Source organism: Nitrospira sp. (assembly GCA_005116745.1).
In the GTDB taxonomy this organism is placed as follows: domain Bacteria; phylum Nitrospirota; class Nitrospiria; order Nitrospirales; family Nitrospiraceae; genus Nitrospira_D.
Window position 1 is genome coordinate 424,572 of record SWDS01000002.1, and the last position, 14,368, is coordinate 438,939.

The 14,368-nt window shown below is 56.2% G+C and carries 15 protein-coding genes; 6 read left to right on the forward strand and 9 right to left on the reverse strand.

Features of this window, described 5'->3' with window-relative positions; all coding sequences use genetic code 11:
• Window positions 1-128 precede the first annotated feature (128 nt).
• From E8D52_04075 to E8D52_04085, 3 genes are all read right to left on the reverse strand, one after another.
• A complete protein-coding gene (locus tag E8D52_04075; GenBank protein TKB70231.1) occupies window positions 129-344 on the reverse strand; it encodes a hypothetical protein in 216 nt (71 codons plus the stop codon).
• Window positions 345-430: 86 nt separating this feature from the next.
• Window positions 431-631, reverse strand: coding sequence for a type II toxin-antitoxin system Phd/YefM family antitoxin (locus tag E8D52_04080; GenBank protein ID TKB70232.1), 201 nt, complete (start codon window positions 629-631; stop codon window positions 431-433).
• A 60-nt stretch (window positions 632-691) separates the two neighbouring features.
• Window positions 692-1,867: a class I SAM-dependent rRNA methyltransferase gene (locus E8D52_04085; protein TKB70233.1), complete on the reverse strand. Its 1,176-nt coding sequence runs from the start codon at window positions 1,865-1,867 to the stop codon at window positions 692-694.
• Between the two features lie 163 nt (window positions 1,868-2,030).
• Here E8D52_04085 and E8D52_04090 point away from each other — a divergent pair, with 163 nt between their 5' ends.
• The 5 genes from E8D52_04090 to E8D52_04110 all read left to right on the forward strand — a co-directional run bounded on the left by E8D52_04090 (window position 2,031) and on the right by E8D52_04110 (window position 8,081).
• Window positions 2,031-3,692 carry an alpha-keto acid decarboxylase family protein gene (locus tag E8D52_04090; protein ID TKB70234.1) on the forward strand — a complete coding sequence of 554 codons (1,662 nt, stop codon included), beginning with the start codon at window positions 2,031-2,033 and terminating at the stop codon, window positions 3,690-3,692.
• Between the two features lie 238 nt (window positions 3,693-3,930).
• A complete protein-coding gene (locus E8D52_04095) occupies window positions 3,931-5,175 on the forward strand; it encodes a glycosyl transferase (protein TKB70235.1) in 1,245 nt (414 codons plus the stop codon).
• Window positions 5,172-6,497 carry a glycosyl transferase family 2 gene (locus tag E8D52_04100; protein ID TKB70236.1) on the forward strand — a complete coding sequence of 442 codons (1,326 nt, stop codon included), beginning with the start codon at window positions 5,172-5,174 and terminating at the stop codon, window positions 6,495-6,497. The genes E8D52_04095 and E8D52_04100 overlap by 4 nt, the downstream gene beginning before the upstream one ends.
• The gene (locus tag E8D52_04105; protein ID TKB70237.1) at window positions 6,494-7,201 is read left to right on the forward strand and encodes a hypothetical protein; all 708 of its coding nucleotides are present in this window, start codon (window positions 6,494-6,496) and stop codon (window positions 7,199-7,201) included. The genes E8D52_04100 and E8D52_04105 overlap by 4 nt, the downstream gene beginning before the upstream one ends.
• A gap of 4 nt (window positions 7,202-7,205) precedes the next feature.
• Window positions 7,206-8,081, forward strand: a complete 876-nt coding sequence (locus E8D52_04110) for an HAD-IIB family hydrolase (GenBank protein TKB70238.1) — start codon at window positions 7,206-7,208, stop codon at window positions 8,079-8,081.
• Window positions 8,082-8,109: 28 nt separating this feature from the next.
• On the opposite strand, the gene E8D52_04115 is transcribed toward E8D52_04110, so the two are convergent.
• The 6 genes from E8D52_04115 to E8D52_04140 all read right to left on the reverse strand — a co-directional run bounded on the left by E8D52_04115 (window position 8,110) and on the right by E8D52_04140 (window position 12,907).
• Window positions 8,110-8,553 (reverse strand): type II toxin-antitoxin system VapC family toxin, encoded by a 444-nt coding sequence (locus E8D52_04115; protein TKB70239.1) that lies wholly within the window; start codon window positions 8,551-8,553, stop codon window positions 8,110-8,112.
• A 4-nt stretch (window positions 8,554-8,557) separates the two neighbouring features.
• A complete protein-coding gene (locus E8D52_04120; protein ID TKB70240.1) occupies window positions 8,558-8,827 on the reverse strand; it encodes a hypothetical protein in 270 nt (89 codons plus the stop codon).
• 31 nt (window positions 8,828-8,858) lie between these two features.
• A complete protein-coding gene (locus tag E8D52_04125) occupies window positions 8,859-9,998 on the reverse strand; it encodes a hypothetical protein (protein ID TKB70241.1) in 1,140 nt (379 codons plus the stop codon).
• The gene (locus tag E8D52_04130; GenBank protein ID TKB70242.1) at window positions 9,995-11,443 is read right to left on the reverse strand and encodes a hypothetical protein; all 1,449 of its coding nucleotides are present in this window, start codon (window positions 11,441-11,443) and stop codon (window positions 9,995-9,997) included. The genes E8D52_04125 and E8D52_04130 overlap by 4 nt, the downstream gene beginning before the upstream one ends.
• A gap of 243 nt (window positions 11,444-11,686) precedes the next feature.
• Window positions 11,687-12,301 carry a penicillin-binding protein activator LpoB gene (locus E8D52_04135; protein ID TKB70243.1) on the reverse strand — a complete coding sequence of 205 codons (615 nt, stop codon included), beginning with the start codon at window positions 12,299-12,301 and terminating at the stop codon, window positions 11,687-11,689.
• A gap of 42 nt (window positions 12,302-12,343) precedes the next feature.
• Window positions 12,344-12,907 (reverse strand): hypothetical protein, encoded by a 564-nt coding sequence (locus E8D52_04140; GenBank protein ID TKB70244.1) that lies wholly within the window; start codon window positions 12,905-12,907, stop codon window positions 12,344-12,346.
• 526 nt (window positions 12,908-13,433) lie between these two features.
• Between E8D52_04140 and E8D52_04145 the strand changes: the two genes are divergently transcribed.
• Window positions 13,434-14,237: a hypothetical protein gene (locus tag E8D52_04145; protein TKB70245.1), complete on the forward strand. Its 804-nt coding sequence runs from the start codon at window positions 13,434-13,436 to the stop codon at window positions 14,235-14,237.
• The last annotated feature ends 131 nt before the right edge of the window (window positions 14,238-14,368 follow it).

Here is a 14,368-nt window from a genome sequence, read left to right on the forward strand (position 1 = left end):
TCAACCCATAAAACGCGGACATTCTACGTATTCTGGCCCAGTAGGTCTACTCGGGCGTGAAGAAAGAAACATCGGAGGTGTTGACTTGTTACCGTTAAAAATCGAGGCAGTTCAGCAGTGGCCGCCCTCTACAACACCTGCACGATAAAACACTTGAGATACCGTGTCTCCGGCATGCTGGCGAGGATGGGATGATCGGCGCTCTGGCCTCGTTGTTCGATCAATCGAATCTCTCGCTTGGCGTCGTGGGCTGCAAGGCGGATGCTCTTCCAGAGATCTTCTTCAGAGACAGGATGGGAGCAAGAGCTCGTGACCAGAAATCCTTCTGGCTTCAGCAGCTTCAAATTAGAGAGATATGATCAAACCAGGAGATCCGTGCCACACACCGCTCGACAGGTCATGAGGGGCTGGCGTCCCTCGGAATCCATAGTTAAGATTTCTTTTTCAATCCTAATGTTGCGGCAACGAGAGCCAGTGGTCTTCCCTGTCGATTTTTGGGATCTGCCTTGGCTCTGCGCAGGTCGCGAAAATCATGATAGTCCTCAACCTCTTCTTGCAATCGAAGAAAATCCTTGTGCGGCATGACGGCAAATTCTTTCTTGCCGTGTTTTTCGATGATTTGCGCTTTCATAGGTCTACCAGTAGCCATTCTTCCGATGGAGAGTTTGATAAATTCAGAGAGGGTCGTCCTCTACAACACCTGCACAATAAAACACTTCAGATACCGCGTCTCTGGCATGCTGGCGAGGATCGGATGGTCGGCGCTTTGGCCTCGTTGTTCAATGAGCCGAATCTCTCGCTTGGCGTCGCGGGCTGCGAGGCGGATGCTCTTCCAAAGATCCTCTTCAGAGACAGGATGGGAACAGGAGCTCGTGACCAAAAATCCTTCTGGCTTCAGCAGCTTCAAGCCCAAGAGGTTAACATCCTTATACCCAGTCAATGCCCCAGCTAAGGCCTGTTGGCTCCGAGCGAAGGCCGGAGGATCGAGGATCACCAGATCATAGCGTCTCCCCGCCTTCACCAGCTTGCGCATTTCCTCGAACGCATCAGCTTGGCGATAGGTACAGCGATCCGCGACCTTGTTCATCGTGGCCTGTGTTCGGGCCATGGCCAGTGTGTCCAGACTGACATCGAGGCCTTCTACCGATACGGCTCCAGCGAGCGCGGCATGAATGCCGAACGCGCCGGTGTGGCAAAACACTTCCAGCACCTCGGCGCCTGCCGCCAGCTTGGCCATTGCCAACCGATTTTCCCGTTGATCGCAAAACCAGCCGGTCTTCTGCCCCTTCTCGACATCCACGAGAAACTTTGCTGCCCCTTCGTGAATCTCCACTTGCGTCGAGCCGCTACCGAAGAGAAACCTCCGTTCGAGAGGCAGCCCTTCGAGTTGGCGGCTCTTGGCCTCATTCCGTAGATAGACCCTCGTCAGATTCAATTCCTTCATCAGTATGTCGGCTAAGAGTTCCTTCCGGCTATCCATGCCAAACGACAAGCACTGCATGACCAGCAGCTGATCGTACCGATCCACGATCAACCCCGGCAGTCGATCACCTTCAGCGTAAATGAGCCGATAGGCATTGGACTGGGCGACCACTCGCTGTCGAAGACGGATCGCCTGTTGGATTCGCCCCCGCCAAAACGCCTCGTCGATGGGTTCATCCTCGAATGTCAGGAGACGGACACGGATTTTTGAAGCAGGGTTATAGAGACCACGGCCGTAGAATTGCCCGTCGGGTGTCAGGACATCGACCAGATCCCCAGCGGCTGCTTGACCGACGAGCGGTCCGACATGACCGGCAAAGAGCCAGAGCGGTCGCCCCTCCGGGATCCGTAGTGTCGTAAGGCGAACCTGGGCCATCGGTGTCATCGTCGTATCTCCTGTAACATGGTGCAGCGAACTCTATGCGAGAGTGGTCACATGCCGGCTGTCGTCAGCCCGATCATCACACGCTCATTGCTTGACGAACCCCGGTCAGTATGTTTTCCTGACACCAGAGCAGTACAATCGTTCCTGTGAGGATAAATGAAGAATGGGCGACAAAGCTACCATTGGTTCTGCCGTGTTGGATCGCCTGTATCGCCTGGGCGTTCGCCATATTTTTGGCATTCCCGGTGACTATGTCCTGTCTCTCTATCAACTGATCGAGGCCTCGCCGATCACGCACATCGGAACCACGCGGGAGGATTGCGCCGGCTTCGCGGCAGACGCCTATGCTCGCATCAACGGCATTGGAGCCGTCTGCGTGACCTACTGCGTCGGCGGGCTCAATACCGTCAACGCCATCGCCTGCGCCTATGCGGAACGCTCGCCGGTGGTCCTACTGACAGGCTCACCTGGTCTGTCTGAACGAACTCGCACTCCCTACTTGCATCATATGGTTCGGGATTTTGCCACGCAACGAGAAGTCTTCGAGCGGATGACCGTGGCCGCCGTGACGTTGGATGATCCGTTAACCGCCGAACGCGAGATGGATCGGGCCTTTGCCGCCCTGCTTCGCTACCGCCGTCCGATCTATATCGAAATCCCTAGAGACATGGTCCACTGTCCCCTCATGGGTGGCCTGAATCCAATCTGTATCGAGGACACGCCGAGTGACCCGGCGGCCCTGGAAGAAGCGATCAGTGAAGTACGACTCATGCTCGCGTCGGCCAAGAAGCCGGCCATGCTGGTGGGCGCGGAGGTCGGCCGCTTCGGGCTCCAGGATGATCTGGCTCGCTTAGTGGAGCGACTCAACATTCCCATCGCCTCGACCCTACTTGGTAAATCGATTATCCGAGAGGATCACCCGCTCTATGTCGGTGTCTATGGCGGGCTCATTGGACGTGATGAAGTGCAGCACTTCATCAACGATTCCGACTGCCTCCTGATCCTGGGATCTGTTCTGTCTGATGTGGAAGACCTCGATGCCACGTCACCCTTACTATCAGAAGGCCGCACTATCCATGCCACCGCCGACCGCGTCGCCATCAAACACCATCGGTATGAATCAATTCGATTCCAGGACTTTGTCCAGGGCCTTGTGAAATCTCCACTGCCCTCATTTTCTCATGCTCAGCGAGCGCTTCCTGCGCAAACTGTTGCAGTTCCAGCTACACCTGACCTCGATGCACCGGTCACACTGAGTGGACTCTTCCGACATCTCGATACGGTCCTGACTGAGAAAACAGTCGTCATTGCCGATGTCGGGGAATCGCTTTTTGCCGCCGCTGACCTCCATGTGCGCCACCGGTTTGAGTTTCTGTCACCGGCCTATTACACCTCGATGGGGTTTGCCGTTCCCGCAGCCTTAGGCGCCTCATTTGCCGACCCCAGCCTGCGACCCATCGTCTTAGTAGGAGACGGAGCCTTTCAAATGACTGGGACTGAATTAGCCAGCTGCGTGCGCTATGGACAAGCTCCAATTGTCATTATTTTGAATAATCGAGGCTATTCGACGGAGCGAGAGATCTTGGAGGGCCCCTTTAACGATGTGCATGAATGGCAGTATGACAAAGTGTGCAACCTAATCGGAGGCGGAAGAGGCTCGCGCGTAGGGACGCAGCGGGAATTTGAACAGACCCTTGCCGCTGCCTTTACCGATCACAGCCAGCTGCATGTCCTGAACGTGCTCCTCAACCCCAGCGATCGATCGCCCGGCATGGTGCGATTGGCGAGGCGGCTAGGGAAGAAGCTGTCGACGGATAAGCCATAGGGGAAACCCTCCACTCCTGTCTGCTTTTCCCTGCACCCCTGCGAGATATTTTCTCAAAATTCGAGCAAACCCCCGGCACAAAGTGACAAGAGTCTTCGCCTTTCGTTATACTGAGCGATGGCACATCCCCTGCATTCTTCAGCGTAGAATCGGTTGAGAAGCATCCGCTCTCTTCGCTCCCCCGGCTTTACACGGGATCGACGTTCAGCAATAATCATCGATCCGCAGAGAGGTCATCGTGTCTGATTTTTATCAAAATGGGGTCGTGACCGTTCTCCACCGTCTTGGTCAGCCCAATACGGAGCAGCTTGAGCACGAGCTTGAGCGGTATGCGAAAACGACGCCGATCGCGCTGGTCCTCCCCTCACTGTATTCTGAACTGGAGCGTCCCGCCCTCAAGCGCATCGTGGAAATCCTGGGTGAGGTTCGCTATATCAATGAGATCGTTATTTCTTTGGATCAGGCCTCTGCATTGGAATTCCGGCTGGCCAAGCAATTCTTTGCTCAGCTCCCCCAACGAGTCCGCGTCGTCTGGAACGACGGGACTCGTATCCAGGCACTGTTGAACACCTTGGTCTCGCATGAGATCGACATCGGACACCAGGGCAAAGGACGCGGGTGCTGGACGGCCTACGGCTATGTGCTGGCCCGTGGGCAAAGCCAGGTCATCGCCCTTCATGACTGCGACATCGTGAGCTACGACCGCCAGTACCTCGCTCGCCTCTGTTACCCCGTCGCCAATCCGAACCTGGCCTACGAATTTTGTAAGGGGTATTACAGCCGCGTGACAGACCGTATGCATGGACGGGTGACCCGTCTTTTCATCACTCCGCTAATCCGGAGCTTGAAACTGCTGGTCGGGGCACACCCTCTCCTCTCATTTCTGGATAGTTTTCGGTACCCGCTGGCCGGTGAATTCGCGATGGTGCGAGATCTTGCTTGGATCAACCGTATTCCCGGCGACTGGGGGTTGGAGGTCGGCATGCTGGCCGAGGTGTACCGCAATTGCGCGCTCCGTCGTATTTGCCAAGCCGATATCGCCGATGCCTATGAGCACAAGCATCAAACGCTGTCGACGCACAATCCGGACGCGGGCCTCTTGAAAATGTGCGTCGATATCACCAAATCGCTTTTCCGCAACCTGGCGAGCGAAGGGCTGGTCCTCTCGGAAAGCACTCTTAAGACGTTGCGGGCCACCTATCTCCAGGCCGCGCAAGAAGCGATTAGTCGGTACGAAAATGACGCGGCGATCAACAGTTTGCGCTTTGACCGCCATGAGGAGCGGCGTGCTGTCGAAGTGTTTCTGCGCGGCATGACGTTGGCCACGGACAGCTTCCTCGGCGACCCGTTGGGCGTCCCCATGATCTCGAACTGGAGCCGGGTGACCCATGCTGTCCCAGATATTTTTCATCGGCTCATGGACGCCGTCGAACAGGACCATGCCTGGGATCCTACGGCGGAAACCAGGCAGACTGTCTCATGAACAATAGCGTGATTCCACTCACCGCTGAAACCGAGGACCTGCTGGAAGCCGTGCGCAGTGCCGACATCTTGGTCGGCATTCCCAGCTTCAACAATGCAAGGACCGTCGGCCACGTCGTCCGCGCCGTCGGAGCGGGGCTGGCAAAATACTTTCACGGCCATCGTGCCGTCCTGGTCAACGCCGACGGCGGCTCCACCGACGACACCCCTACCATCGTCGCCCATACCATGGTTGATCTGGAACCTCTCTTTATCAGCGATCGACAGAGCACGCTTCACCGGATTATCACGCCCTATCATGGGATCCCAGGCAAAGGCAGCGCGTTTCGCACGATTTTTGAGATCGCTCGACGGCTCAAAGTCAAAGCCTGTGCCGTCGTTGATTCGGACGTCCGCAGCATCACCCCTGAGTGGATGGAACTGCTCCTTCATCCGATTCTCAAAGAAGGCTACGACTATGTGGCCCCGTACTATCGACGCCACAAGTACGACGGAACGATCACCAACAGCATCGCCTATCCTCTGACCCGAGCCCTCTACGGGCAGGAGGTTCGTCAGCCGATCGGCGGAGATTTTGGATTCACCGGCGAACTGGCCCAACACTATCTCGAAAAGCACGTCTGGGAGTCCGATGTCGCGCGCTTCGGGATCGATATTTGGATGACGACCGAGGCCATCACGAGCGGAGCGAAGGTGTGTCAGAGTTTTCTCGGGGCCAAGATTCATGATCCCAAAGACCCTGCCGCCGACCTCTCCTCCATGTTGCGACAGGTCGTGGGAGCCTTGTTCGCCTTGATGGATGCCCATGCCCCCACCTGGCTCCCCGTCACAGACTCGCGAAAGGTGCCTCTCTTCGGCTTCCAATATGAGGTGGGCGTTGAGCCGGTGAATGTCAACGTCGAACGGATGGTGGACTTGTTTCAGCTCGGACTGACGGACCTGCACGATATTTGGGCACGCATGCTCTCGGAAGACGCCCTGGATCAGCTGTCCAGCCTTCGGAACGTCCCCCTCCGGGATTTCCGTATTCCAGATTCGCTCTGGGCTCAAATTATTTATGACGCCGCCCTCGCGCATCATCGGAACGTGCTCCCACAAGAACATCTCCTGAAAGCGCTGACCCCTCTCTATTTAGGAAAGACCGCGTCATTCGTGCTGGATAGCCAAGGGTTGACCACGGTGGAAGCCGAGCAGCTCATCGAAACGCTCTGCCGGACGTTCGAGAAACAGAAAGAGTATCTAATCGCACGTTGGCCTCAGTCTCATGACTCGCGCGAAGTCATCGGGGCTGCTCGCGGAAAGTCTGAAAGGAGCGAGCCATGACCTCAAGCTGGGAACATACGTTACTCGGACCAGTGACCGCACTTGGCGAGCGCGTCTTTGCCATCCTTCCCAATGTCCTGGCCATGCTGATTCTCTTGCTGGTTGGTCTGGGCGCAGCCTGGGGCATGGGGCATTTGATGGAACGGCTGCTGCGCGTCATTGGCCTGGATCGACTCTGTGATCGAATCGGTATCGCGGCCGCCCTCCTGCGGGGAGGCATCAAAGCCGATCCGTCGTATATTATCGGCCGCATTACCTACTGGTTGATCGTGATCTTCGCCACCACGGCATCACTGGGCGCGCTCGATGTGGCCCCGATCAATGAAGCTGCCCACTCACTCTTGTCCTATATTCCTCATTTGGTCACCGCGGCCGTGATCGGGATCATCGGGTACCTCGTCTCGAATTTCGTGTCGCAGGCCGTCCTCATCGCGGCGGTGAACGCGGGGTTACCTCCGGCCCGCTGGATCGCAGCCGGAACGCGCTGGGGCATTCAGCTCTTGACCGTGGCCATGGCGTTTGAACAGTTGGGGATTGCTCAGCACATCGTCGTGGTCGGATTCGGCATTACCTGGGGAGGACTCGTCCTTGCGGCTGCATTAGCCCTGGGGTTGGGTGGCAAGGATCTGGCGAAGGATTTCCTGGAACGACGTCTGGCCGGACATTCCCGGTCGCAGATCAACGAGGACCTCCGACATCTTTAAGCCTATGTCACGCTATCTACTCTTCACAGACCTGGACGGTTGTCTCTTAGACAACGATACCTATTCCTTTGACGAGGCGAGACCGGCGCTCGACGCCCTCCGTGCGGAGAGCATTCCGGTCATTATCGTCTCCGGAAAGACCCGCGCGGAAATCGAACCGCTTCGAGAGCGTCTTGATCACCACAATCCCTTCATCGTCGAGAATGGCGCGGCAGTGTTTGTGCCCCTCAATACCTTTGACTTTCCCTTGGAACGATCACGACGCCGCTCCAGCTATCAAATCATTGAACTCGGCACACCCTATGCCCTCCTCCGGGATGTGCTTCGGCAAATTGAAGAAGCAGTGGGCACGCCGCTCCAAGGGTTCGGCGACCTATCGGTCGACGAAGTCATGGCGAACACAGGACTCGCCCGAGAAGATGCCCTGCGGGCGATGCTGCGGGAGTTCGATGAGCCGTTTTTGGTCAACGGCCCCACTAAACTGATCGAGGAAGTCTGCCGTCAAATCGTGACGCGAGGGCTGAATTGGACCAGAGGGGGACGGTTCTTTCACTTGACGGGAAATAACGACAAAGGTCGGGCCGCAGAAATCCTTCTTCGCTGCTATAAACGACAAGAACGACTGGCCAACCTGCCAGACGACATCGAAACCATCGGCATCGGCGATAGCTTGAACGATCTCCCGCTCCTACTGACGGTGGATCATCCGGTCTTGGTACAAAAACCGGACGGCTCGTATGACCCCGACATCAACCTGCCGAATCTCATTCGCGCGCCAGGCATCGGCCCAACCGGATGGAATCAGGCTGTCTTGGAATTACTCAAACAAGCCTCGGAAGAACCATCCCATGGCCGATCAGTCAATATCCAAGCCACTTGAACGCACACATTCCGACAGACGAGGCAGGCTAGTCTTCGGCCGGATTAATAATGTGCAGTCCTGCAGTTTTTGATGCCGCCAACAGCTGTGGATCCGCGCTGACGACGGTCAATCGCAACGGCTTCAACTCCAACGCCAGCGCCAGATGCATCACTTGTGGCGAGCGAAGGAACGGATACTCCAAGGCCAATTCCTTGGTTGCCAGGTAGGTCTCCATCTTCGGTTCAATAAACTGGTAGAGTCCCTGTTTGGACTCAATCTCGAACTTATACAAAACAGAGTAGCAATCATCCCGCGTAATCTGCCCCTCGTGAGCGCGTGCGCACAAGACCGAATAGAAGTCCGTCACGGACCATGTCGGGACAATCGCAACTTTACCGCGCTTCACCATCAGCCTATTCACGATCCTCGTGCCCCGCTCCATGCTATAGCGCTTAATGAGTGCGGTTGAGTCAAAATAGTAATATGGCATCCCTTTACACCCTCCCCTTCAGAATGATTTCCGCGAGTGGCCCTTGAAGCTTGGAGAGCCGATCTTGTAGTTCATCGAGTGGCACCTCTTCATACCCCTCTTTTCGCAAGGTGTCGGCAAGATTCCCGCTATTGAAGGACGCCGTGTCTTCCTTCAGCCGGTCGCCCAATCGCCGCTTGGCCACACGACTTGAAAGTTTTTGCCCAGATTTGGTCAACCCCCGCCCACGGCTGCGTGGAGCTCGGCTGACGGAGAGTTCGTCTGTCTTTTTCACGATCAATACCTCCTCATGAAAGAACGTCCATTTACCGCCTCACCCCTGATTCTTCTCGTGGGCAACTCGCTGGCATCGTCGCCGTCTCAGGCAGCACAATCTCGCCGAAAATATGCGCGGCAATCGCCTTCGCGACATCCGACGACAACGCTTGTTGCATGACACGCAACGTCTTCGCCGTGGCTTCTCGCTCCGTCAGGTGCCCTTCCCTCCCACCATGCGCCGTTGCCCCGACAACCCGCCGCGTCCCCGGCTCCACGACCTCGAAATCACTGCACCACCGAACGTACTTGAAATGTGGGTCCCGCACCTCGATGGGGAACAGACGGACGGTGCCTCGGACGATCAATTCAGGAGCACCACCTTCTTTACCTTCCATCTTTGTGGTCACACGAAGTCCTTCTCGAATCAGCCCTTCCGCCAACGCACGTCCAACCGGTTCTGCATGGTCACCGGACACTTGTACCGCAAGCACCAGATTCGTAGCAAGAAATTGCTCCAACTCACTAGATAATTCGTTTACCTGATAGGCAGACGGGGTCCCTTGCCCGCTGGGACGGATCACTCGCAAATCCGTGTTATACACCTCGCGCAGAACCAGATTTCGACCGGCTCGGCGAAGGGCGCGAACCTTGGCAAGCTTGTCGAGTGCTTGCCGAGACTCAGTGACATCCGTGTCAATCATGCGATCCAAGGCCACGACCTTCTCCATCAATGACCCTTCGGCCTGAGAACGATTCATCATACTCAAGGCGTAGTACACCCGGCTCTCCGAGTCGTACCACACATCCACGATCCTGACGTTTTCCAGCACTTTGTCGGTGGAGACTTTCGTCACACTGTCGATCGTGAGCCGCCGCTCGGTGTTGGAGACCCCGCGATTCTCAACGACCAAATACGATTCCCAGTCCTTCGCTTGCGCCGCGACTTCTGCCTTGAAGATACGAGCCACGGCCGCATACGCCTGATCCTCTGCATTGCTTCGAGTATCTGCTTGGCCGACCCCGGTCAGGTATTGACTCGATGGATAGTCCGCACTCCGGCCATCCACCCACCCCGGCTTCCCTTTTCCAGTGAACCAGGTACAGCCAGTCGATGCAGACATCATCAACCCCAGACAGAGGAAAACCGCGACGCCTTGTCCGAAAGCAGGCCCGCCGACACGCCTCATTGCATCACACGCTGGACAATGAACATCGTCTGGCCTTCAGCCAGCACGATCGTTTGTCCATCTTTCGCTGTCGTCGCCCCTAGTCCCGACGGTCGAACGGACAGGTTGTACTGGCCTGGCGGGACCCACGCTCGAGCCACGTGAATTTCGTCGGGCAACGTCTGCCAGCTCCTCTTGTCGGCTTCTTCGGATGCCACTGCCATTCCATGAGCCACCAGCCCGACCAACAGTCCGACCCAGGGGGCAGCATCCTTTCCAGCGGCATATTGCGCTCCGATCATGGCTCCTTCCGCCGCCGCATATTTCGTCGCGGCTCGCGCGAGCGCTTTCACTGTGATCGACGGCAGACGTTCCGAAAGGCTTTTTTCAGCCAGCGCGGTCACATTGTGTGCCCGTTCAGACCGAACCGTGACTGACTGGCCGATCAAATCCGTCAATGTCATACTTTCAGATGTGACCTGCGTCTTCTGTGGAACTAACTGCGGAAGTGCAACACGAACCACGCGCCCATTGAGTCCGTAGAGTACGCTGTCTGCGACACGATCTCGTTGATAGGGCGACCTGAAGACCCCCCTATTCAGCAAGACTAACTGTGCGGCATCAAGACTAATAGGTAAGTCCAAGAAAAGATCCTCTTTGCGCGGAGCCCGACCATTATAGCTGATCATCACGACTTGAGCGAGTCGCTCCTGGGATGAAAGAGGCTGCCAGACGACATCAGGGAATGCTTGTCGATATTCAGCAAATTCCGTTGTGAGATCGAGCGCCTCCGCCGTCCGCAGCAGATCGGCGCGCAACGCCGGAGGAGCGGACATTTTCATCCACCCGCTCATGGCTCCATACACTTCATAGGCATTGCGGTAGGCGATAAACGCGTTGTTCAGATCCCCAACCGCTTCGTACAAGATACCGCAGACATACCGCGCAAACCCGTCATTCCGATACTTGGTTGCATCCTTCACTCTGTCACTGAGCACATTCAACCGATGGTCGATTCGTCGTGCCTCCACGAGTGCGCCCTGAAGCTGCCCCTGAACCGCGTAGTTGATGGCCTTGATCACGTTGATCATGACGTGTTCGTAGGCGTCCCCTTCGTACGGCAGAGCATTATCATTGGTCAGAAATGCAGCGGTTTCAGAACGGATGGTTCTGGTATAGAGCCGTTCGACCTCTTCTTCCGCTCGCTCCAATACCGCACTGCTTTGCTGATAGTCCCCTGCTAACTGCAGCACCATTCCACGATCCATTGCATACAGTAGGCGCGCCTTCGTTCCATACTCTTTCTCGGTCTGCGCGACGATCGCCGCGGCCCGTTGCGGATCACCGGCAAAGAGGCTTTGTTCAATGAGGAGATAGTGATTGACTGAAGGACCACAACCGGCCAACAACACAAGAATGGCAAGAAACGGCCACAACGAGATCGGGGTGACAACGCCCCACCGCACAGAAGCCCCGTGGGCAAAGCGTGGGAAGATTGAGTTCAACAGCGTTCGCGGAACCTAACCGGATGCCAAAAAGTCCGCCAGCAGTGTTCTCGCATCACTTAGAGTCTCAACGTACGGAAGCGTGCGCTTCGCCTCTTCGCTCGTTGCAACCTTGCTGGGCAGTTTTCTTGAGCATCCTGAAGTGATTCTGACATTGGCACTGTACAGACAAGCCGGCTACATTGTCGGCATCAACCGCAGCGACTAAAAGACGGTACGCTTCTTTTCAACCACCTTCTTAATCTTCTTTTGCCCGTACCAGACTTTCGCATTGTTCTCCAGATCGATCATCTGAAGATCAACCTGGTAGAAAACCGCTTTGGTCCCATCGGCTTCGTCAAGGATGGTGGCAATCGTGCCCTTCATCATGAAATCGGCACCGATCTCTTTCCCAGGGGCTTTCTGCGTGTCCTCGCGAGCGTACATCGCTTGCTCTTTCCGCTCGGTTCGAACCTCGTCGCGTTCACCTTTCCCAGCCACGAACGTGACTTTCTGGGAATTGGTGAGTTCTCGCTCCAAATCCGTAATGAAGGTTTGCACGCTGATATGTTCATGACTGCTATTCAGGACCGTCCCCACGACAACAACGGGCTGCCGTTGATTCGATTTTTCAAACCCCCCTAGCCACGGATATTGCAGCGCATCCTTGACCATCGCTTCGGCGACCATTCGAGAATCTGTGTCGTTCCAGCGTCCACTCAAATCGGTCACGACCCCGGCATCAACACGCGTCACCTTTGTTTCGTGTCCACATCCAGACAATGCGAGAACGACACTCGCCGTGGCGACAAGCAAAGAGCCAAACTTCTTGATCACCATAAGCCTCCGAGAAGGGGTAGACAGCTCACTCTTCATTGAGATTTAGCGAACGCCTCGCTTTTCCTCTTCGGTCTCCAAGCGCTCGAACAGGCGGTCAGCATTCTTCCTGACGAAGTCCCGCACTTGCGAATTCAGCTCTTTGGCCTGCTCCAAGTTGTTCTTCATATCCTCCAAGCTCAGCTTGGTCAATACGTAATAGGTGTTGGTCTTGGAATCCATATACTGATCAATTTTCCGGACTCCGCTGAGTGTCGTCGTCGTGATGGTCTTGATGGCTCGCTCGATATTCTGCTCTTCCGTATTTCGGGTGAAATCTCCGGCGGTCGTCGAGGCCGCATAGTCTCTCATCAGATACCCGCTGTAGGTCTCAAACGTCTTGGCGATCTCAGCCCTCCCGCGATTCTCAGCCGTATCCCAGGCAAGCGGCGCATTCCGGACGCCCGCGACAGCCCCCACCCCGTAAAACGCTTTGCTGTCTTTTTCATTAAACGCTCCGGACCCCTTTTCAACCCATTTAGGAGGACCGCCACAAGCCGCCAGCCCCACGATGAGAATAATAAGAGCAGGACCGACCAGCTTTGAGTGAAGCGATTGTGACCGGATCATACACTCCTCCTTGGAGGTGGTTAATACGTATATTTACCGTACGTAGAACATCCCGAGAAAAAACGTTGGATTCATGCTAACATGGGTTCAGAGATCAGTCAACGCACCGCCCGCTTTGAGCGGTATTCTCAGCAGTGTTCCCATAGACAAGGAGGATGGTTAGTGGCAGACATTCAGATTGACGACGGCATCTTGAGAATTCTGAACCTTGAGATCCAGGATCCCAAGGCTGCGGCGGTCCTCTCGGCCTACCCCCAAGCACGTTGGGCGGAAATCACCCGTCGAGCGGTCAAGATCGGACTTGGATACCTGAAAGGTGGTGAGAGTAATTAGGCAGGAGGCTTAAAAAGTCCGCCAGCGGCGTTCTCGCGTCGCTCAGAAGCTCAACGTACTAAAGAAGGCGAAGGCAAGATACCTATCTGCTCGCATGTGATCGAAGCGAGCAGTTCAATATGCACATCCTCGCCTCTTCGCTCACTGCGGCCTTGCGGGGCTGCCTTTTTGAGCATCCCACGACGCTTCGGGTGTGAGCACATTGAGCCCATCCCAGTCTATACGCCAAGCTGTCCACTGGATAGCCAGTTGCTTTCGCCCTATATGTTCAGTACGGTGGCGTGGAACTGTCGCAACAGGTTCGGTTGTGCCCCCTTACAGTAAGACACCTTCACTCCAATCATTCTCCGCTGCACATCTGATCCTGGCCGGATGTACCGTCCTGCTGAGCCCCGGATGCGCCTGGCACCTGGGAGTTCCTCCCAAGGGAGAAACACTGCCCTCTACGGTCACCCTCGAGTCATCTCCTTCCAAAACCACCTCTGCGTCGCTGTCGAAACTTCGCTTCAAAGCCCTGCTGCTCGATGGGAACGGCAATTTGTTTCTGGAGAGTGGCGAAGAGGTTCGGGTGCGCGTGGAAGTTGTCAATACCGGCTCAAGCCCGATCCAGAATGCCTCGGCCTCCCTCACCGGCACACCATCGGTTATCGAACAATTCCCGTCGACGACGCTGACGATCCCCTCGCTACAACCGGGAGAAACCAAGTCGCTGGAGTTCGTGGCAACCTTGCCCTCAAGCCTTCAACCGCAACAGGTCGAGATCCGTGTGTCCGTCACCGAATCAGGGGGAGCCGCTGCACGGCGTCAGACGCTGCTGTTCATCATTCAGCCGGCTGGCGCGGGAGCCAACGGCATGGACCAGATCCCTGCTCCAGTCTCGGAGTTTCACCAACCCCAGGCCTACGTAGTCTCCATGGGAGCCAGTGTCTATCGCGATACGCACATCGCCTCCCGGCCCTATGCATCGAGAGAGCACCGCCACGGCCTATTCACCTAGCGACCTCTTGAAAGGACTCCGAGGAGAAGCTGATACCAACCGCCGGCGAACTTGCCGGCTATGTGCGCCAAAAAGTCGCCTGGGCGGCGAAGACTCGGTTCAATCAGGAGCAACGCCCCTGACTGCTTCCC